At 71.9% G+C, this 19,038-nt stretch carries 16 protein-coding genes; 5 read left to right on the forward strand and 11 right to left on the reverse strand.

All coding sequences use genetic code 11. The features are described from left to right. The first annotated feature begins 142 nt into the window (after nucleotides 1–142). Nucleotides 143–1,648, forward strand: a complete 1,506-nt coding sequence (locus ACQVFL_RS18855) for a cellulose binding domain-containing protein (protein WP_431727178.1) — start codon at nucleotides 143–145, stop codon at nucleotides 1,646–1,648. A 57-nt stretch (nucleotides 1,649–1,705) separates the two neighbouring features. Here ACQVFL_RS18855 and ACQVFL_RS18860 read toward each other — a convergent pair whose 3' ends face one another. Next, on the reverse strand, nucleotides 1,706–4,150 hold the full coding sequence (locus ACQVFL_RS18860) for an ATP-binding protein (RefSeq protein ID WP_431727179.1): 2,445 nt from the start codon (nucleotides 4,148–4,150) through the stop codon (nucleotides 1,706–1,708). 392 nt (nucleotides 4,151–4,542) lie between these two features. Here ACQVFL_RS18860 and ACQVFL_RS18865 point away from each other — a divergent pair, with 392 nt between their 5' ends. Further along, nucleotides 4,543–4,830 carry a hypothetical protein gene (locus tag ACQVFL_RS18865; protein ID WP_396694325.1) on the forward strand — a complete coding sequence of 96 codons (288 nt, stop codon included), beginning with the start codon at nucleotides 4,543–4,545 and terminating at the stop codon, nucleotides 4,828–4,830. 360 nt (nucleotides 4,831–5,190) lie between these two features. Here the strand turns inward: ACQVFL_RS18865 and ACQVFL_RS18870 are convergent, their stop codons facing one another. The 3 genes from ACQVFL_RS18870 to ACQVFL_RS18880 form a co-directional block, all read right to left on the reverse strand. Then, nucleotides 5,191–5,361, reverse strand: coding sequence for a hypothetical protein (locus ACQVFL_RS18870; protein ID WP_431727180.1), 171 nt, complete (start codon nucleotides 5,359–5,361; stop codon nucleotides 5,191–5,193). An 85-nt stretch (nucleotides 5,362–5,446) separates the two neighbouring features. After that, entirely contained in the window at nucleotides 5,447–6,103 is a 657-nt protein-coding gene (locus ACQVFL_RS18875) for a hemerythrin domain-containing protein (protein WP_396694323.1), read from the reverse strand. Nucleotides 6,104–6,344: 241 nt separating this feature from the next. After that, a complete protein-coding gene (locus ACQVFL_RS18880; protein ID WP_431727181.1) occupies nucleotides 6,345–9,116 on the reverse strand; it encodes an AAA family ATPase in 2,772 nt (923 codons plus the stop codon). A gap of 105 nt (nucleotides 9,117–9,221) precedes the next feature. Here ACQVFL_RS18880 and ACQVFL_RS18885 point away from each other — a divergent pair, with 105 nt between their 5' ends. After that, nucleotides 9,222–10,298: a hypothetical protein gene (locus ACQVFL_RS18885; protein WP_431727182.1), complete on the forward strand. Its 1,077-nt coding sequence runs from the start codon at nucleotides 9,222–9,224 to the stop codon at nucleotides 10,296–10,298. A 131-nt stretch (nucleotides 10,299–10,429) separates the two neighbouring features. After that, entirely contained in the window at nucleotides 10,430–11,476 is a 1,047-nt protein-coding gene (locus ACQVFL_RS18890) for a hypothetical protein (protein ID WP_431727183.1), read from the forward strand. Nucleotides 11,477–11,553: 77 nt separating this feature from the next. Here the strand turns inward: ACQVFL_RS18890 and ACQVFL_RS18895 are convergent, their stop codons facing one another. After that, complete coding sequence (locus ACQVFL_RS18895) at nucleotides 11,554–12,456, reverse strand: hydroxymethylglutaryl-CoA lyase (RefSeq protein ID WP_431727184.1); 903 nt, start codon at nucleotides 12,454–12,456, stop codon at nucleotides 11,554–11,556. A gap of 74 nt (nucleotides 12,457–12,530) precedes the next feature. Here ACQVFL_RS18895 and ACQVFL_RS18900 point away from each other — a divergent pair, with 74 nt between their 5' ends. After that, nucleotides 12,531–13,187: a GntR family transcriptional regulator gene (locus ACQVFL_RS18900; RefSeq protein ID WP_396694313.1), complete on the forward strand. Its 657-nt coding sequence runs from the start codon at nucleotides 12,531–12,533 to the stop codon at nucleotides 13,185–13,187. A gap of 31 nt (nucleotides 13,188–13,218) precedes the next feature. Here the strand turns inward: ACQVFL_RS18900 and ACQVFL_RS18905 are convergent, their stop codons facing one another. The 6 genes from ACQVFL_RS18905 to ACQVFL_RS18930 are packed head-to-tail and all read right to left on the reverse strand — an operon-like array spanning nucleotide 13,219 to nucleotide 18,900. After that, nucleotides 13,219–14,178 carry an ABC transporter ATP-binding protein gene (locus ACQVFL_RS18905; RefSeq protein ID WP_396694311.1) on the reverse strand — a complete coding sequence of 320 codons (960 nt, stop codon included), beginning with the start codon at nucleotides 14,176–14,178 and terminating at the stop codon, nucleotides 13,219–13,221. Further along, nucleotides 14,175–15,212 (reverse strand): ABC transporter ATP-binding protein, encoded by a 1,038-nt coding sequence (locus tag ACQVFL_RS18910; RefSeq protein WP_396694309.1) that lies wholly within the window; start codon nucleotides 15,210–15,212, stop codon nucleotides 14,175–14,177. Before ACQVFL_RS18910 ends, ACQVFL_RS18905 begins: the two co-directional genes overlap by 4 nt. Further along, nucleotides 15,209–16,075, reverse strand: coding sequence for an ABC transporter permease (locus ACQVFL_RS18915; protein WP_431727185.1), 867 nt, complete (start codon nucleotides 16,073–16,075; stop codon nucleotides 15,209–15,211). Before ACQVFL_RS18915 ends, ACQVFL_RS18910 begins: the two co-directional genes overlap by 4 nt. Continuing rightward, complete coding sequence (locus ACQVFL_RS18920; protein ID WP_431727186.1) at nucleotides 16,068–17,081, reverse strand: ABC transporter permease; 1,014 nt, start codon at nucleotides 17,079–17,081, stop codon at nucleotides 16,068–16,070. Before ACQVFL_RS18920 ends, ACQVFL_RS18915 begins: the two co-directional genes overlap by 8 nt. Further along, entirely contained in the window at nucleotides 17,081–17,716 is a 636-nt protein-coding gene (locus tag ACQVFL_RS18925) for an isochorismatase family protein (RefSeq protein WP_431727187.1), read from the reverse strand. Before ACQVFL_RS18925 ends, ACQVFL_RS18920 begins: the two co-directional genes overlap by 1 nt. 11 nt (nucleotides 17,717–17,727) lie before the next feature. Beyond that, a complete protein-coding gene (locus ACQVFL_RS18930) occupies nucleotides 17,728–18,900 on the reverse strand; it encodes a CaiB/BaiF CoA transferase family protein (protein WP_396694302.1) in 1,173 nt (390 codons plus the stop codon). Between the last annotated feature and the right edge of the window lie 138 nt (nucleotides 18,901–19,038).

Genomic DNA, 19,038 nt, shown 5'->3' on the forward strand with positions numbered 1-19,038 from the left:
GTTGACCGCGTCTTCCGCCGGGCCGGTGCTGGTGCTGGTGCTGGTGCAGCATCCGGCAGACCACCGGCACCTGCCCGGCAGGTTGACTCCTGCCGGGCATCCTGCCTGTCTCCGAGCATCGGACGCCGTTTGACTCACGGTCATGACACGCATTCGGAAAGCGATCACCTGTGCGGTGGTCGTCGGGGCACTGGTCGGTGCGACGGCGATCAACGGTCCCGCCTCCGCGTCCTCGCAGACCGGCGAGCCGGAGGCCGCCGCGTCCATCCTCGACCTGATCCCGGCCCCGACCCTGGACCGGATGGTCGCCCAGGCGCCGCTGGTCGACGCGGCCAACGTCATCCGCACCGCGGTGGACCGCGCGCCGGCACGCGGCTACGCCGGTATCGGGCTGGTCGACGACCATGTCACCCTGTGGTGGAAGGGTGCGGTGCCCACCGACATCGTCGCCGCCGTGACGTCCGCCCGCCGGATCGCGCCGGTCGAGGTGACCCGCGCCGCCTACTCCCGCGCCGAGCTGCGGACGGCGGCGGCCAGGATCACCCGGGCGGTGGCGGCCGACCCGGCGGACGCGGTCCACGCGGTGCGGGTGCGCACGGACGGCGCCGGCATCGAGGTCGCGGTGGACGACGCTGCCGGCGTGACGCGGCCGACGTTGCCGGCCACCGGTGTGCGGACCAGCTTCGTGAAGCGTGACCGCATGGTCGAGCGGTCACGGGCCAACGACGCGGCACCGTTCGACGGCGGCTCGGGCATCGGGTTCACCACCCCCGGGTGCACCGCCGGCTTCGGCGTGCGCAACGCGGACACCAACGCCGGGTACGTCCTCACCGCCGAGCACTGCGGCGCCATCGGTTCGCCCTGGCACGTCGGGTGGAACACCAGCACCAACACCGGGACGCTGGTCGGCTACGCGGTCGACAGCAACGACGACCACGACACGATGATCATCTCGACGTCGTCGCCGGGCGACCACCTCTATGTCGGTGGCCAGCACGACGAGGTACGCGCCCAGGTGGTCGGCTGGACCGAGGTGTACCCCGGCCAACTGCTGTGCCAGTCCGGGTACACCTCGGCGGGTGAGCTCGGCGGTCCGGTCTGCAACCTGCGGGTCGATTTCCACTACGACGACATCGAGGATCTCGTCGAGGCCACCCAGCTCGACGGCGACGAGGCCGCCCGGGGCGGCGACAGCGGTGGTCCGGTCTACGCCGTGAACGCCAACGGCACCGTCCTCGCGGCCGGCACCACCACCCGGTCGGCCGGCCCGGGCTTCGGGTTCCAGGACTTCGCCACCGCCCGCGACGACTACGGCAACATCGTGCCGGCGACGGCGATCGTCAGCACCTGCCGGGTCTCCTTCGTCGTCACCGACTCGTGGTCGACCGGCTACACCGCCAGCGTCACCGTCTACAACGACGGCCCGGCCGTCAACGGCTGGTCGCTGGGCTGGTCCTTCCCCGGCGGGCAACTCGTCCAGGGCCACTGGAACGGCGTCTTCCAGCAGACCGGTGCGGCGGTGACCGTCACCAACGAGAACCACAACGCCGCCATCCCGACCGGCGGCGCCGTCAACATCGGCTTCACCGCGAACGGTACGCCCGCCACCCCGGCGCCCTTCACGCTGAACGGCACCACCTGCAACTGACCCTGTCACCGGTACCGGGCCCCGCCGTGTCGTCGGCGGGGCCCGGTGCGTGTCCGGTCAGGCCCGCGCCAGTTCCCGTCGCAGGGTCGCGCGAAGGGTCCGCACCTCGGGGGCGTCCAGTTCGCCGCACCGGTCCAGGGCACGCTGGCGCAGCAGGTCAGCCTCGACAGCCCGGTCCGGGTCCGCGTCGGCCAGCGCCGCGAGCGCGTACAGGGTCTGTGCCTCCCACCACGGGCAGCACAGCGCGGCGTACAGCACCAGAGCCGCCTGCAACGCCTCGCCCGCCGCGTCGCCCTCACCCAACGCCTGAAGGGCCAGCCCGTACTGGCGGATGGCGCTGGCCTCACTGAACGTCGCGCCGAAGGTGTGGAACACCCCACGCGCGTCGGCGTAGGCGTTCGCGGCTTCCCGCCACCGACCCAATCCGGCCAGGTCCGCCCCGAGACTCATCATCGCCCCGGCGCCGGCCACCGCCGCGCCGGTACGGCTGAGCCCGTTGCCCCGGCCGTAGAAAGCCAACACGTCACGGTGCAACTCGGCCGCCTCGGCGAACCGGCCGAGCGCGGCCAGCGCCCCGCCCTGCACGCTCGCCGCACTGTGCTCGCCGAGGGCGTACCCGACCTCACGGAACAGGCCCACGGCCCGGCGGCAGTGGTCGACGGCCCATCCGGCCCGACCGGTCCGGATGAAGATCACAGCGGTGTAGGTCAGCGCCCACCCCTCCTCCCGGCGGTCCCCGATCCGCCGGGCCAGCTCCAGCGCCCGTCCCAGCGCGGTCAGCCCGTCGGTGTTGCGGTCCCGGCAGAAGTACCGGGCCCAGCCGAGGAAGTTAAGCAGGACCGCCTCGTCGCGAGGGCTGCCGACGGCCTGGGCGGCGGCCACCCCCAGCGAGAAGATCTCGTCCCACGGGTGACGGTGGCTGTGGGCGTCGGAGTACCAGTGCAGTGCCCGGGCGACCGCGACCACGTCGGTGTGTCGACCGCACCGGGCCGCGTCCCGCAGAGCCGCCAGCCAGTTGCCGGACTCCCGGTCCAACCAGGACGCCGCCGCCCGATCGCTGACGAACGGGGAGTCGGACCGACAGCCGGCCGGTTCGAACATCGCACCGGCCTGCCGGGTGCGCCGCAGCAGCCAGCGGACCATCCGATCGTGCGCCCCCGTCCGACAGGACTGGTCCTCCTCGGCGTCGAGGCGTTCCTGGGCGTAGAGCCGGACCAGGTCGTGGAACTGATACCGGTCCCCCGTCGCCACGAGGACACCGGTCTCGACCAGCTCCTCCAGAGCCGACGCCGCAGCCTCCTCGTCGACGCCGGCCACGGCGGCGACCAGACCGGGTGCGAAGTCGGCGCCGGGGATCAGCGAGGCCCGCCGGAACACCTGCGCGGTCCTCGGGTCCAGTTGCCGGTAGGACACCTCGAACGCGGAGCGCACGCCCAGATCGCCGGCGGTCAGCACGGTCAGCCGCCGACGCTGGTCGCGGAGCAGGTCCACCAACCAGCCGACTGACCACTGGGGCCGGCTGGCCAGGCGGTTGCCGGCGATCCGCAGGGCCAGCGGCAGCCGACCGCAGAGGTGGACGAGTTGGTCGGCGGCGGCCGGTTCGGCGGCGACCCGGTCGGCCCCGACGATCGCCGCGAGCAGGTGTCGACCGGCCGCCGGGTCGAGCAGGTCGAGCGGCTGCCGGAGCGCACCGGCGAGACCAGTCAACGGACGCCGGCAGGTGACCAGCGCGAGACACCCGGGCCCGGCCGGTAACAGGGGGCGCACCTGGGCCTCGTTCGCGGCGTTGTCCAGGACCACCAGCAGCGGTCGGTCCCGGGTGAGGGTGCGGAACAGGCCGCCCCGTTCGGCCGGTGACACCGGCACCCGGGTGTCCGGCACACCGAGCGACCGCAGCAGTCCGGCCAGGGCTTCGGCCGGATCGACCGGTCCGTCCGGCGAGACGCCCTGTAGGTCGACGAAGAGCTGCCCTCCGGCGAAAGCCGGGCTGAGTCGATGTCCGGCTGCGACGGCGAGGCTGGTCTTGCCGATCCCGGGCGGCCCGTACAGCACCACCACCGAGGCGGTGTCCGGCCGCCCGGCGGCCACCTCGCGGGCCACCGTCGAGAGGCGTTCCAGGATCTCCGCCCGGCCGGCCAGGTCCGGAACGGAGGCGGGCAGTTCTCCGGGTACGACCGCTGCCGGGTGTCCGGACGGCACCGTCGTGCTGTGCCGGGCGGTGAGGCGGTCGGGTGGCCCGGTTGCCGGGTCTGGGGGTCGCCGAGCGGCCCGGGCCGAGGCGACGAAGCGGTCCCGGTCCGCCCCGGCCAGTCGCAGGGCATCGGCGAGCAGCTCCACCGTGCGGCGCTGCGGACTGCGTACCCGGCCGCGCTCCATCTCCCGGATGCCGCGGACACTGGACCGGGCCGCCTCGGCGAGCTCTTCCTGGGTCATCCCCCGCTCCAGACGGAGGGACCTGAGCAGGTCTCCGAACTGGTCACGCTGTACCTGACCTGTGGGCATGTTCCCCCAACCACCCGACGCCCGCACTCACGTACCGGTGTCGATGCTCGCACGTCAGTGACGATCAGCGGATCCCTCATATACGGGGTGTGAGCATCGCCATGGAGAATCCGGGACGAGCCATCGATATCAGGCCATCCCGTCCGTGGCGCCTTCCGGCTTGTCCGGTGTGGACGGTGTGCTTCAGGCTCGGATGCCGGCCTGAATGCCCGCTGCCGGTGGGTCCACCTGCCGGGGGACGCGGCCGGCCGGCATCCCCCGCCCGGCTTACCCGGCAGGTCAGATCGTGGGCCGACGACCGGAACGTGTTCTCGGCGCAGCATGTACGCATCGATCAACGACGGACGCCCCCGGCCGGACAACCGGCCCCGGGCGCGTGGGAGGAGAACCCGATGCGCAGACGATCATTGCGGCAGCGACTGGCCACGACGACCCTGGCGGTCACCCTGGTGGCCACCGGCCTGGGTACGACGGCCGGGGCCGCCCAGGCCGCCCCCGTTCCCGCCGCCAACACGGCGGTGAGTGCCGCGCCGCTCACGCAGGCCGCGGCGGGTGCATGGCTGCTCCAGGGAGTCTTCCCCGACCCGATCACCTGCCACATCGCCGGAATCGCCTCCGGCCGGGAGTACGTCTGCGTCTGGTACGTCCTCGCCTGGGCCTTGAACGTCTGGCAGGACTGAGCCCGGCATCGCCGCTCCCCTCGCACACCGTCGAGGAACCCGACACGCATGACGGTGTCGCCCGGTCCGCGATGACGGACCGGGCGACACCGGTCGGTGCCGGTCAGGCGGTGAACTCACCGACGACGGTGTAGAGGCCGGGGCCGGCCTGGGCGATCGCGGCCGTCCGCCTGGCGTACTCGGCCGTCTCGGACCGGCTGACCGGCACGGCCGCACTCTCGCCGTGCTCGCACTCGCCACCGCCGACACGGGCACGATCACGCGGGTCTGGGTGGTCCGGAACCCGCAGAAGCTCGCCGCGTGGAGTTGGTCCCCGGCGGGCCTCGACCGCTGATCGACGCCGCGTGCGGGCGACCGCCGTCATGCCGGCTCGGGTACGCCTCCCGGATCACCGTCGTCGGGCGACGGCTCGACCGGCGCCTCCGGCAGTTCGCCGGGCGTGTCGGGAAGAAGCTCACCGGCGTCGTCCGGCACGGGCTCACGAGGGTCGAGGGGCGGATAGACGTCCGGATCGAGGTCAGGATTTGTCATCGGGCAATTATCCGCCACGACCGGCGTCGCCGCCTCTCACACCGCAGGCCAGGGGCGGCCGGTCCGGGCCGGCCGCCCCGCGCGGTCAGGCTGCGCTCAGCCGGTCCAGGCCCAGTCGCCGGACGTACCTGCCGTACGCCCCGGGCCCCAGGCGGGAGAGCACGAACCAGACCGGCCCCGGGATCACCGCCTTGAGACTCTCGGTGTGCTCGGGCCGGGCGTCGTGCAGCAGCATCCCGAAGATCAACGGGAGCTGGCTCTTCTGCGCCGAGGCCATCCCGTGCTTGCCCGCCTCGGCCCACTCCTCGTCGGTCAGGTATTTGTCGATCAACGGCAGCACGTGGGCCTCCTCGGCGTCCAGGTGTGCCGCCATCGGCGCGATCAACGCGTCGACGGCTGCGGCCAGCGCCTCCCGGTCGGCCACCGTCGCGGTGTCGCGCCACACCGTCACCCGCTCCTCCACCTCGGCCAACGCCGCGTGCAGGCTCTCGTGCTGACTCTCCATGCTCTCGACCAACGGAGCGATCTCGTCCGGACCGCGTTGCAGCAACTTCGGCCAGACGTGCTTGTCCTCACCGCTGTGATGCGTGTGCAACGCGCCGGTGAGCAGGAGCACGTGGTCGGCGACGCGGGCGGCAGCCGGGACGTCATCCGCAGGTACTGTCCGGACCAGGGCCGCAGCGGCCGGAAACTCGCGCCTGAAGAGGCTGTGCACGACGTACATGTCACGGCTGTCGGCCATGGTCCTTCTTTCCGCTCGGATGGAGGAAGGGCCGATCTCACCTTCGTGGACCGACCTTCCGCTGGAACCCGTACGTGGCCGGACGTTCGGTCCGGCTGCGCACCTGTGCCGCATGTACCCACAGACGACGCGCGCCACGCAGGAGATGCGGCTCCGACGCCAAGGGACCGTCCTCGTTGCCGTTGCCCGGCGGACCTTTCCGGAGTGCCGACCGTGCCGTGCCGGTCGGCAGCGGCACCCCTCAGCTCACCGCAGGCGACGCCGGGCGCATCGACGGGTCGAGGGTCACCTGACGGACCAACTCGGCCCGCGAGGTCACCGCCAACTTGCGGAACGCCCGCCCGAGGTGGAACTCCACCGTCTTCGGGCTCAGGAACAGGGCAGCCGCCACGTCCTTGTTCGTCCTGCCCGCCGCGACCTGCGCGACGATCTGCCGCTCCTGCGGGGTCAACTCCACACCCGGCCCGGCGATCGTCCGACGGATCTTCTCCCCGGTCGCCCGTAGTTCCCGGCGCGCCCGCTCCGCCCACGGCTGTGCGTCGAGGCCCTCGAACTCCTGCACCGCCGCACGCAACTGATGCCGGGCGTCGACCTTACGGCCGACCCGGCGTAGCCGCTCGCCGTACGCCAGCCGGGTGCGGGCGGTGGCGTACCGGTCGGGCAGTTGCCCGTGCAGCGACAGCGCCTGTTCGAACGCCTCCTGGAAGCTGTCGTCGGTGGCGAGCAGCGCCGTGCACCGGGCCGACAGCGCGGCCCCGGCCCGGGGTGCGACCTGTGGCCCGTACTCCTGCCACCGGTCGAATGCCCGCAGCGCCGCCGCCCGGTCACCGGCCGCCACGTGGATCGCGACGAGTTCCGGCTCGGGGGCGAGGTCCCGGTCGTACCAACCGGTGTCCCGCAGGGTGTCACCGACCGCCTCGAAATGCTCCACCGCCCGCGCGACGTCGCCGCCGACCACTGCGATCAGGGCGTCGGAGAACCGGGCGGCGGCACCCACCGTCGCACTGGCCGCGAACCCGTCGGTGCCGCGCGCCTGGTCGAGCAACGCCTGCGCGTCGTCGATCCGCCCTCGCAGCGCCGCCACCTTGGCCAGATGGGTGAGCGTGCCGGCGACACTGTTGGCGTAGCCGAGGTCACGCAGTAGCGCCACCGCCTCCGCTCCCGCCGCCGCAGACTGGGTGAAGTCGCCGGCCCAGGTGTGCAGATGCATCACCACGCTCAGCGCCGCGGCCACCTCCACCGGGTGCCGGCCCCGGGCCAGATCCACCGCCCGCTCGGCGGCGGCCAACGCCTCATCCTCGCGTTCCAGTAACGCCAACGCCATGCTGATCTCGACGAGTTGGGCGTCGGACTGCTCCGCGGTGCCGGTGGCGTACGCGAGCCACCGCTCGATGACCGGACACCCCTCCGACGCCTGTGCGCCGGCCATCAGCAGCCGTCCCAGCGTGTAGTCGACAGCCATGTCCTGCGGCCCGCCGTCGTCCGGGACCAGCTCGCGGGCCCGGCGGACGGCCCGCAGCCCTCGCGGGACCTGTCCCTGCCACATGCTGGCCGTCGCCGCCTCGCACAGGGCCTCGGCTGCGGTCACCCGATCCGCGCCGGCTGCGTCGGCCGCCGACGTGAGCACGTCGTACGCGGTGGACAACGCGGTACGCATGCCGATCCGTCCACGCAACAGCAACAACGCCGGACGCTGCGACCCGTCGTCGGTCAGCGCGATCGCCTCGTCGGCCAGCCGACCCGCCCGGACGCTGTCGCCGCCGGTGAGTGCCGTCGACGCGGCCTCGGCCAGCCGGCGCGTGCGGGTCTGCGGGTCCGGGGTCAACCGCGCCGCCTGCTCCAGCGCGGCGGCGGCGGCGACGAATCCCATCCGCGCCCGGGCCCGTTCGGCGGTCCCGGCCAGCGCCGCCGCGATCGTCTCGTCCGGGCCGAGCGCGGCCTGGGACAGGTGCCAGGTGTGCCGTTCGGGGTCGGTGGTGCCGCTGGTCGCCCGAGCGAGGGCGTGATGTGCCGCTCGCCGGTCGGCGGTACCCGCCGCCGCGTACACCGCCGCCCGCAGCAGCGGGTGCCGGAACTGCACCCGACCGTCCGCCACCGACAGCAGGCCAGCGTGTTCGGCGTCGGCCAGGGTGTCGATGCCGAGGCCCGCGTGGGACAACGCCGCCCCGACCACCTCCACCCGGTCGTCGGTGGTGGCCGCCACGAGCAGCGCGCCGAGCCGGATGTCGGCCGGCAGCGCCGCGAGTCGCGCCACGAAGACGGCGCGGATCCGGTCGCCGACCGGCAGAGGTCGGTCAGTCGACGCGGTCTCCTCAAGTTGCTCAGGCGTCAACAGGTCGACCAGCTCGGTCAGGGCCAGCGGGTTCCCCCCGGTCTCGGTGTGCAGCCGCTGAGCGACGGGTTCGGCCACCGGCCGACCGGTGGCTCGGGCCAGCAGCCGGTAGGCGTCGGAGGCGGCCAGTCCGCCGAGGCGTAGCTGCGGGAAGCCGTCGGTGTCCACCACCGTGTCCGGCTCGTCGCGGACGCAGAGCAGGAAGGCGACCGGGTCGGCGGAGAGTCGCCGCGCCGCGAATCGGATCGCCTGCGCGGATGCCTGGTCCACCCACTGCAGGTCGTCGACGCAGACCAGCACCGGCCGCTGCTCGGCGGCGGCGGCGAGAAGTTCGAGGGTGGCCGCCCCGATCACGAACCGGTTGCCGGTGCCGGGCGGTCCCAGCCCGAGTGCCCCGCGCAGGGCCGCTGCCTGGAACTCGTTCACCGACGGCAGATGCGCCAGCAGCGGACGGCACAGGTCGAACAGTCCGGAGAACTCCAGCTCGGCATCGGCCTGCACTCCGCAGGTGCCGACCACCGTCAGATCATCGGCGAGGCCGGCCGCGTACCGCAGCAGGGCCGTCTTGCCGATGCCCGCCTCGCCGCGCAGCACCAGGGTGGCGCTGGTGCCGGCCCTGGCCTGGTCGATGGCCTGCGCGATCCGCGTGCGTTCGGCCTGCCGCCCGACCAGTTCTGCCACGTGACCAGTATCGCCGACGTCAGCCGCGCTAGGGATTTCCCCGAAGAGTCAGCGAGTCCACCGGCTCCAGCATGGAGGACACCAGAACATGTGAGGAGCAGACAGATGAGAATCGCCATCCGCCGGTCCCTGACCGTCACCGCCACCACGTGGTGCGCCGCCACGCTGCTCGCTCTACCCGCCGGTGCCGCCCAGGCCGGGCCGGTCGACCCGCCGGAGCCGGGCAACTGTGCCGAGAGAGTCTCCGGAACCCTGACCGCCAACGCGTCGACGGTCGGCAGCGGGAGTCCGGTCACGGTCTCCTGGAGCGGCCGGGTCACCACGCCGTTGTGCAGCGACGAGGTCACCTTCCGGGTCGGCACGGCGTCGGTCCTCGCCTCGGAGCAGGTCGCCGCGACCGGCGCCAAGGTGTTCCGGCCGCTCGTCGGCACGACGTTCCACCTCTACGCCGTCTATCCCGGCGGGTTCAAGTCGGTGGCGTCGCGATATGTCGGCATCACCGGTGAGGCCCGCGTCGAGGTCTCGATCAACCAGCTCCAGGTCGTCAAGGCGCAGGAGAGCTCCGGCGACGAGCCCTGGCTGATGATCTTCCCGATCTTCGCCGACGGCACCACCATCGACGCCGGCAACCTCGCCAGCGCCAGCGCCCGGGTGATGAGCGCGCCCGGTACGCACGGGATGCTCGGGGTCAGCAGCGTGCGCACCAACACCGTGGTCAACGTGCCGCCGGCGCAGGGCCGGTTCAGCACCGTCGTCCAGCCGGTCCGCAACCTGCCGGCTCCGCTCGCCGACAGGATGAGCATCGTCGGCTTCGCCGTGATCGCCCTCGAGGAGGACGAGACCCCGACCACCGCCGCGGTCGCCGGCCGCAACGCCGCCCGCTCCGCGCTGACCACCGAGATCAACACGCTGATCCGCGAGTTGCGGGAGCCCACCAGCGCCGACATCACGCGGATGCACGCCAGGGTCGCCGAGGCCGCCACCGCCGCCGTCGTGCAGGAGACCGTCAACTCGTGGAACCCCATGGGCTTCATCGACCCTGACGACGTGATCGGTGCCGGTTTCCGCTACCTGACGCTTGAGCAGATCAAGACCAGCTCGACGGGCACCCAGTCGTTCGCCATCCCGGTCGAGGGCCAGGGCGCCTCGTACGTCATCCGCGGCACCATCAGCCGGACGTAGATCGAACCGCCCCCGGACACGTGCCCCGGGAACCCCGATCCCGGGGCACGTGCCGGGGATCTCCGAAGCCTCCCCAGGGGCCCGACGCCCCGACCATCGACCTACGACACCAACCCAGCAGGGAGTATCCGATGAGGTCCACCGTCCGTCGGTTCATCGCCACCGTCGCGGTCGCCGCCACGCTGCTCGGTCTCTCGGCCGGCGCCGCGCAGGCCGGCCCACTCGACCCGCCGGAGCCGGGCAACTGCGCCGAGAAGGTCTCCGGAACCCTGACCGCCAACGCGTCGACGGTTCGCCGGGGCGCTCCGGTGACCGTGTCCTGGGTCGGCGCTGTCACCAGCGCCGTCTGCCTCGACGAGGTCACCTTCCGGGTCGGGACCTCGATCCTGACCTCCACTCAGGAGAACCGGGTCGGCGCCAAGACGTACCGCCCGGTCACCGGGACCACGGTGCACCTGTACGCGGTGTACGGCAGCCAGTTCCGGTCTCTCGCCTGGCACCATGTGGCGATCGAGAACGAGACACCCGTACGGATCGAGGTGACGTCCGTGCGGGTGGTCACGGCACAGGAGTCCGGCGGGGACGAGCCGTACCTGATGATGATGCCGTTCGTCTTCGACGGCCACGATCGGACCGGCGGTGCCGGACCCGGGTTGCGGATGCTCTCCGCCACCGGCCACCAGGGCATGCTCGGGTCCTGCCCGCCCGTGGTCGCCGGCCGCACCTGCCCGGTGCCCGGCACGGTCGGGCGGTGGGACACGATCATCTACCCGTACCAGGACGGGTCGGCCCACAGCGCCGAGTTCGGCGTGGGTCTGATCGTCGTGGCGATGGAGGAGGACTCCACGCCCCACAGCGAGGCGATCGAGATCCGTGACCTCGCCCGCAGCGTCGCCCGGGAGGAACTGCCGACACACCGGAACTGGGTGAACGAGAGCAGGGTGGCCTCGTTCGGCCACAAGGTCACCGGGCCGGTCGGTACGGCGGTCCGCGGCGAGCTGTGTTGCACCCTCGCGCAGGCGGTGCGGGACAACGACGACCTGATCGGGACGGAGATCACCGCCCTCAGCCAGTCCTCGCTGATGTGGCCCGGGAGCCGGATCGAGAAGGTCCTCTACTTCATCAACGGGCCCCAGGGCGGCAGGTACGAGGTGCGGGTGACGTTCAGCCGCCGCTGACCTCGTCCGGTGCCTCCGGCAGTCAGCCGGCGGCACCGGGACGTGCGCTCGATCGGTGTGTGCACCCGTCGGCCCGGCTAGGAAGGGTCGGCCGGGAACCAGCCGGCCCGACCGAGGGCGCCGGGCAGCCGGTCCCTGCCGAGTTGCTCGCCGATCCACGCCGCCGTCTCGATGACCTTCGACGGGTCGAGGCCGGTGGGGTGGCCGGAGCGGTGCAGCGCGTAGGTGAGGTCCTCGGTGGCCACGTTGCCGGTGGCCGCCGGGGCGAAGGGGCATCCGCCGATCCCACCGACGCTGGCGTCGAGCACAGTCACGCCGGCCTCGACCGCCGCCAACGCGTTGGCGACGGCGGTGTTGCGGGTGTCGTGGAAGTGGGCGCGCAGTGGCACGCCCGGTGCCGCCGCGGTCACGGCGGAGACCAGGGCGCGCACCTGGACGGGTACGCCCACCCCGATGGTGTCCGCGAGGGCGATCTCGTCGGGTTCGCCCTCGACCAATCGCCGCGCCAGGTCGCCCACGGTCGCCGCGGCGACGTCGCCCTCGAAGGGGCAGCCGAAGGCGGCGGCCACGGTCACGCTGGCTCGTACTCCGGCGGCGTGGGCGGCCTTGGCGATGTCGGTCCAGGCACCGAGCATCTCCTCGACGGAGGCGCCCTGGTTGCGTTGGCTGAAGGTCTCGGTGGCGACCACGACACAGTTCACCTCGTCCACCCCGGCCGCCAGGGCACGGTCCAGTCCGCGTCGGTTGAGCACCAGGCCGATGTACGATACGTCGCTGCGTCGTGGCACTGCGGCCATCACCGCTTCGGCGTCGGCCATCTGCGGCACCCGGTCGGCGCGGACGAAGGAGACCGCCTCGACCCGCCGCGCTCCTGCTTCGACGCAGCGCCGGATCAACTCGATCTTGCTTGCCGTCGACAGGATCTCGGGCTCGTTCTGCAGACCGTCCCGTGGAGACACCTCCACCACCTGAACCACCATATGTATACAATCTCAGACTGTCAGACCGGCGGCAAGGGTGCCGACGACATGCGGCTCACACGACGGAGGCACGGGTGACGAATGCCGCGGAGGACGCGTACGAGGCGCTGCGGAGCGCGATCCTGAACGGCTCGATCGGCCCACGCGCCCGCCTGGGCGAGATGGAGTTGTCCCGGCAGTTCGGCGTCAGCCGGACGCCGATCCGGGAGGCGCTGCGCCGGCTCACCGCGGAGGGCCTCGTCGTCTTCCAGCCCAACCGTGGGGCCCGGGTCGCCGAATGGTCGCTCGGCGACCTGCAGGACATCTACGAGATCCGCGCCCGGCTGGAGAGCTACGGCGCGGCCCTGGCCGCCAAGCGCATCGAACCCGAGGTCCTGGACCGGCTGGACGGGCTCTGCGATCAGATGGAGGAGCTGGCCCGGCGGATGGGTCCGCAGGACCTGGACCGGATCGCCACCCTCAACGCCGAGTTGCACAACGCGGTGCTGAAGGCCGCCGCCAGTCCCCGGCTCACCTCGCTGCTGTCCGCGGTCGTGGAGGTGCCGCTGGTCGTGCGGGCGTTCCGCCTCTACACGCCCGACGCCCTGGCCCGCAGCATGGCCCACCACCGGGACCTGGTGGCGGCGCTACGGGCCAGGGACGCCGAGTGGGCGTCGAGCACGATGCGGGCCCACGTGCTGGCCGCCCGGACGGTGCTGCTCGACGGCATGGTGGACCGCCCCGAGCTGTGACCCGGTCGTCGCCACCACGCCGCCGGGCAGGTCAGCTCCCGGGCGCTCCGGGTTTGATGCAGGCCACCTCCCGGTCGGCGCCGATCGGCGTCAGCCGCACCTCGGTCTGTACACATCGGTCCTCACCGACCGGGCAGCGTCCGTGCAGGACACATCCCGAGACGAGCTGGGTCGGGCTCAGCGGGTCACCGACCAGCCGGGCCGGGGGCAGCTCCTGGTCGGGGTCGACGGGCAGGGCCGCCGCCAGCAGCGCGCGGGTGTACGGGTGTTGGGGATCGGCGAACACCAGCTCGGACGGACCGGTCTCGACGACCCTGCCCCGGTACATGACCACGATGCGGTCGCTGACGTACCGGACCGTGTGGATGTCGTGCGAGATGAACAGGTAGCCCATGCCGAGTTCGGCCTGCAGGTCGGCGAGCAGTCGCAGGATCTGGGCGCGGACCGACAGGTCGAGCGAGGAGGTGGGTTCGTCGAGCACGATCAGGGACGGCTCGGTCACCACGGCCCGGGCGATGCCGACCCGCTGCTGCTGCCCGCCGCTGAGTTCACCCGGATAGCGCCGGGCCATGTCGGGGGCGAGTCCGACCTGGTCGATCATCTGCGCGACCCGGGCACGGCGCTGCGCCGTGGACATCGCGGGCCGGTGGATGGCGAGCGGTTCGCCGATGATGTCGGCCACCCGCATCCGGGGGTTCAGCGACTCGAACGGTTCCTGGAAGATGATCTGCAGCTTCGCGCGCAGCCTGCGCATCTCGGTGGCGGGCAGCGCGAGCATGTCGGTGCCGTCGAAGCGCACCGAGCCCCGGGTCGGTTCGATCAGGCGCAGGGCCAACCGACCCAGCGTCGACTTGCCGGAACCGCTCTCGCCGATGACCGCCACGGTCTCTCCGGCGTCCACCGCGATCGACACGTCGTCCAGCGCGTGGACGCGGGTGGCGCCACCGACGTGGAACTCCTTGCTGACGTTGGTCAGCTCCAGCAGACTCACCGCGCTGCCTCCTTCTCCTGGGGCAGGTGACACCAGTACGTCCGACCGGACGTCTGCGTCACCGCGGCCGGGACCACCTGGGCGCACGGCTCGAAGGCGTGCGGACAGCGGGCCCGGAAGGGGCATCCGGACGGGTAGTCGATCAGGTCGGGCAGTCGACCGGTGAGGTGCACCAGCGGCTCGCCGGGCCGGGGAACGGCCCGGATGAGCGCCTGGGTGTACGGGTGGCGGGGGTCCCGGAGGACCTCCCGGACGGTGCCGTGTTCGATGACCCTGCCGGCGTACATGACGACGACCCGGTCGCAGTACTGCGCGACGACGCCGAGGTCGTGGGTGACCAGCAGCATCGAGCGGTCGTGTTCGCGGACCAGGCGGCGGATGAGGTCCAGGATCTGCCGTTGCACGGTGAGGTCCAGGCCGGTGGTCGGTTCGTCGGCGATCACGAAGGCCGGATTGAGCAGCATGGCCATGGCGATCACCACGCGCTGGGCCATGCCGCCGCTCAACTGGTGCGCGTAGCCGTCGAGTACCCGGTCCGGGCCGGCGATGCCGACGTCGGTGAGCGCGGTGCGGGCCCGGTCCCGGACCGCGCCGTCGGCCTTGACCCCGTGCGCGGCCATGATGGTGGCGAACTGCCGGTGGATGCGCATTACCGGGTTCAGGGCGCTGAACGGGTTCTGGGCGATGAAGCCGATCTCCTTGCCGCGTAGTCGGCGCAACTCGGTGCGGCGCAGGCCGAGCAGGTCGACACCGTCGAAGCGGGCGGTGCCCTCGACCACCCGGCCGGGGGGCCGGACCAGGCCGAGGATGGACCGGATGGTCACCGACTTGCCGCATCCGCTCTCGCCGACGACGCCGACGATCTCGGCCCGGTCGACGTGGAAGTCGACGCCGTTGACCGCGTGCACCAGTCCGTCGGGGGTGTCGAACCGGGTGGTCAGGCCGCTGACCTCCAGCAGACGTCCGCCGGGTCCGCCGGACGACGGCGGGGTGGGCCGGCTGTCGGGCCGACGTCGTGCGTTGAGCAGGCTCATCGTTGCCTCGCCCGACCGAAGGTGTCCTGCAGTTCGTCGCTGATGGCGTTGAAGCAGAGCACGGTGAGGAAGATGGCGAGTCCGGGGAAGACCGAGACCCACCACTGGCCGGTCGTCATGTTCTGCGCTCCTGTCTGGATCATCGCGCCCCAGCTCGCGTCGGCGGCGTTGATGCCGATGCCGAGGAACGAGAGCGAGGCGATCACGACGATCGAGTGCGCGACCGCCAGTGACGCCTGGGCCAGGATGATGCCGGTCATGTTCGGCAGGACGTGCCGGAACATCACGCGCGGCCCGGTCGCGCCGATGGCGTGGGCCGCCTCGATGTAGCGGCTCTCCCGGATGGTCAGTCCCTCGCTGCGGACCAGTCGGACGAAGCGGGGGACGTTGATGATGGCGATGGCCACGACGACGTTCTCGATGTTGTTGCCCATCAGGGCGACCAGGGCGATGGCCAGGATCAGCAGCGGGAACGCCTGGAACACGTCGAGGGCCCGGACCACGCGTTCGCCCCACGGTCCACGGTGCAGGGCGGCCAGCCCGAGCAGTACGCCGATCACCAGCGAGATCAGCATGCCGGCGAGGGCCAACGGGATGTCCACCCCGGCGGAGGCGATCAGTCGGCTGAACACGTCGAGGCCGAACTTGTCGGTGCCCATCCAGTGCTCGCCGTCGGGTGCGGTGAGGGTGTTGGTGGTCGGTTCCGTCGGGTCGTGCGGCAGCGGTGCGAAGTAGGCCGCGGCGAGCAGGCCGGTCAGGACGGCGCCGGGCAGCCAGAGTCGCCACCGCCGACGGCCCCGGGGGCGTTTCCTGGTGGTCGGGGCGGTGACCGTGGTGGGGTCGGCGGCCAGGGTCTCAGTCATAGCGCACCCTCGGATCGAGCGCCGCGACCAGGATGTCCAGCGCGGTGAAGGCCAACAGGGTCCCGAGTCCGGCGGCCAGGATGAAGCCCTGCACGGCCGGGATGTCGAGCAGGAGGATCGAGTCGATCGCCCACTCACCGAAGCCACCCCAGGAGAAGATGGTCTCGATGATGGCCGCGCCGCCGAGCAGCGCGGCGAGCAGGATGCCGCCGTAGGTCAGGATCGGGGTCCGGGCCTGGCGGAAGGCGTACGCGAGGACGGTGCGCTCGCGCAGGCCGCTGGCGCGGGCGAACTCGACCTGTTTGGACTCCAGCGCCGGCACCAGGGAGGCGTACGTGCTGCGGGCGAAGTACGCGGAGTAGTAGATGCCCAGCGTCAGCACCGGCAGCACCGAGTGCGCCACCGCCGATCGGAAGGTGCCCATGTCGCCGGAGAGCAGCGAGTCCAGCAGCAGCGCTCCGGTCACGGTCGGTGGTGGCTCGTCCATCAGGCCGAGGCGACCGACCGGGGCCGGTGCCCACCCGGCGAGATAGAAGAGCAGGTAGATGAGCAGCAGCGCCAGGAAGAAGTCGGGGATGGACTGGAACGTGGTGACGATGAAGCGGGAGGTGCGGTCGGCCACCGTGCCCTTGCGGTAGGCGCCCAGCGTGCCGAGGCCGATACCGACCAGCGCGGCGAGAGCCAGGGAGAGGAACACCAGTTCCAGGGTTGCCGGGGCGAACCGCAGGATCTCGTCGAGGATGGGCCGGTCGGTGTAGTAGGACGAGCCGAGGTCGCCGCGGACCAGGCTGCCGAGGTAGTCGACGAACCGTTCCCACAGGGGCAGGTCCAGGCCGAGTCGACGTTCGATCTCGGCCAGTTCCGTCGGGGAGGCGGCCGGTCCGGCGATGACCCCGGCCGGGTTGCCGGGTAGCGCGTTGACCAGCAGGAAGGCCAGCACGATGACGGAGAGCAGACCGACCGGGAGGAAGAGGATCCGGCGGCGGGCGTATCTGAGGACCCGCATCACGCACCTCCCGGTTCGAGCAGGGTGGTCGCCTCGTCCAGGGTCAGGACCTGGGCGTACTTGGCGTCGAGGTCGAACAGGGCGGCCTGGTGCGGGCGGGGGTCCCGGTCCAGGCAGGCGTCGGCGACGACGAGCGGGACGAATCCGTGTTGCAGCGCGTCCACCGCGCTCGCCCGGACGCAGCCGCTGGTCGAGGCGCCGGCGATGAGCAGGGCGTCCACGCCGAGTACGCGCAGGGTGCTGGCGAGGCTGGTGCCGAAGAAGGCGCTGGCGTACTGCTTGGTGACGACCGCCTCGTCGGCGGCGGGTGCCAGGACCGGTGGCGCGGCGGCGAGTTCGCTGCCGCGTTCGAAGACCCGCAGGGCGGGCACCTTGCGGGTGAACAGGCCGCCGTCGATCCCGCCGGGGGCGAGTTCGACCCGGGTGTGGATCACCGGGGTGCCGTGGCGTCGGGCGGCGGCGAGCAGGTCGACGCTGGCGCGCAGGGCCGGTGGGTTCTCGTCACCGGCGTAGAGCGGTGAGGCCGGGTCGAGGTAGGCGCGTACCAGGTCGACGAGCAGGAGCGCGCGGCGGGTGCCGTGTCCCAGGTCGCCGCCGAAGCCGGCGCTGCGGTAGTCCGCGTGGAGGTCATTCACCGTGTCCGCCTCTAGATGACGCCGCTGGCACGCAGTTCGTTGATCTCGGACTCGGCCAGGCCGACGATGTCGGTCAGCACCTGGTCGGTGTGCTCGCCGAGGCGGGGGCCGGTCCATTTGACCCGGCCGGGGGTGCGCGACAGTCTCGGCACGACGTTCTGCATCGGGAACTCGCCGAACTCGGGGTGTTCGACCCGGACGATGGCCTCGCGGGCGGCGAAGTGCTCGTCGTCGAGCATCTCCGGGGCGCGGTAGACCCGGCCGACCGGCACGTCGTGTTTGATCATGACGGCCATCAGGTCCTCGGTGTCGTGGCGGCCCGACCAGCCGGCGATGATGTCGTCGAGTTCGCCCTGGTGGCGGCCTCGGGCGGCGTGGGTGGCGAAGCGGGGGTCGGTGCTCAGTCCGGTCATGTCCATGGCCGAGGCCAGGCGCCGGAAGACGGTGTCCTGGTTGGCGGCGATGAGCAGCAGGCCGCCGTCGCGGGTCGGGTAGACGTTGGAGGGTGCGATGTTGGGCAGGATGGCGCCGGTACGTTCGCGGACGTGGCCGCCGAGCGTGTACTCGGGCAGCAGCGACTCCATCATCGCCAGGACGGCCTCGTAGATCGCCGAGTCGACGACCTGGCCCCGGCCGCTCTGGTCGCGTACGCGCAGGGCCATCACCGCGCCCAGGGCGGCGAAGGTGCCGGCCAGGGAGTCGCCGAGGCTGACGCCCACCCGGCTGGGCGGGGTCTGCGGGTCGCCGACGACGTAGCGCAGGCCGCCCATCGCCTCGCCGACCGATCCGTAGCCGGGTCGGGTGGAGTACGGTCCGGTCTGGCCGAAGCCGGAGACACGCACCATGACCAGGCCGGGGTTGTCGGCGGACAGGTCCTCGTAGCCGAGGCCCCAACGTTCCATCGTCCCGGGTCGGAAGTTCTCGACGACCACGTCGCTCTGCGCGATCAACTGGCGGGCGACCGACTGGCCCGCGGGCGTGCGCAGGTCGACGGTGATCGACTTCTTGTTGCGGGCGACGATCGGCCACCACAGCGACTTGCCGTGCGGCTTCTCCTGACCCCATTCGCGCATCGGGTCGCCCTGGCGGGGCGGCTCGCACTTGATGACGTCGGCGCCGAAGTCGGCCAGCAGTTGGCTGCAGAAGGGGCCTGCGAGCAGGGACCCGAACTCGATCACGCGCACGCCGTGGAGCGGTCCTTCGTGGTGCGTTTCGCTAGACATGGACACCTCTCATAGCAGCCCACCCGGGTGGGTGTTTGTATACAACAGTTGTGCGTCGCCCGCTGTCAACAGCGGCTTTTGCGAGCCAGAGCCAGAGCC

Origin of the sequence: Verrucosispora sp. TAA-831, from assembly GCF_050780145.1 — a bacterium.
In the GTDB taxonomy this organism is placed as follows: Bacteria; Actinomycetota; Actinomycetes; order Mycobacteriales; family Micromonosporaceae; genus Micromonospora.

What these genes read in the sequence shown, in the direction of transcription:
- ACQVFL_RS18915 (WP_431727185.1), bottom strand. Translation starts at nt 16,075, where the DNA reads ATGACTGAGACCCTGGCCGCCGACCCCACCACGGTCACCGCCCCGACC.
- ACQVFL_RS18910 (WP_396694309.1), bottom strand. Translation starts at nt 15,212, where the DNA reads ATGAGCCTGCTCAACGCACGACGTCGGCCCGACAGCCGGCCCACCCCG.
- ACQVFL_RS18895 (WP_431727184.1), bottom strand. Translation starts at nt 12,456, where the DNA reads ATGGTGGTTCAGGTGGTGGAGGTGTCTCCACGGGACGGTCTGCAGAAC.
- ACQVFL_RS18860 (WP_431727179.1), bottom strand. Translation starts at nt 4,150, where the DNA reads ATGCCCACAGGTCAGGTACAGCGTGACCAGTTCGGAGACCTGCTCAGG.
- ACQVFL_RS18865 (WP_396694325.1), top strand. Translation starts at nt 4,543, where the DNA reads ATGCGCAGACGATCATTGCGGCAGCGACTGGCCACGACGACCCTGGCG.
- ACQVFL_RS18870 (WP_431727180.1), bottom strand. Translation starts at nt 5,361, where the DNA reads ATGACAAATCCTGACCTCGATCCGGACGTCTATCCGCCCCTCGACCCT.
- ACQVFL_RS18890 (WP_431727183.1), top strand. Translation starts at nt 10,430, where the DNA reads ATGAGGTCCACCGTCCGTCGGTTCATCGCCACCGTCGCGGTCGCCGCC.
- ACQVFL_RS18875 (WP_396694323.1), bottom strand. Translation starts at nt 6,103, where the DNA reads ATGGCCGACAGCCGTGACATGTACGTCGTGCACAGCCTCTTCAGGCGC.
- ACQVFL_RS18855 (WP_431727178.1), top strand. Translation starts at nt 143, where the DNA reads ATGACACGCATTCGGAAAGCGATCACCTGTGCGGTGGTCGTCGGGGCA.
- ACQVFL_RS18920 (WP_431727186.1), bottom strand. Translation starts at nt 17,081, where the DNA reads ATGCGGGTCCTCAGATACGCCCGCCGCCGGATCCTCTTCCTCCCGGTC.
- ACQVFL_RS18885 (WP_431727182.1), top strand. Translation starts at nt 9,222, where the DNA reads ATGAGAATCGCCATCCGCCGGTCCCTGACCGTCACCGCCACCACGTGG.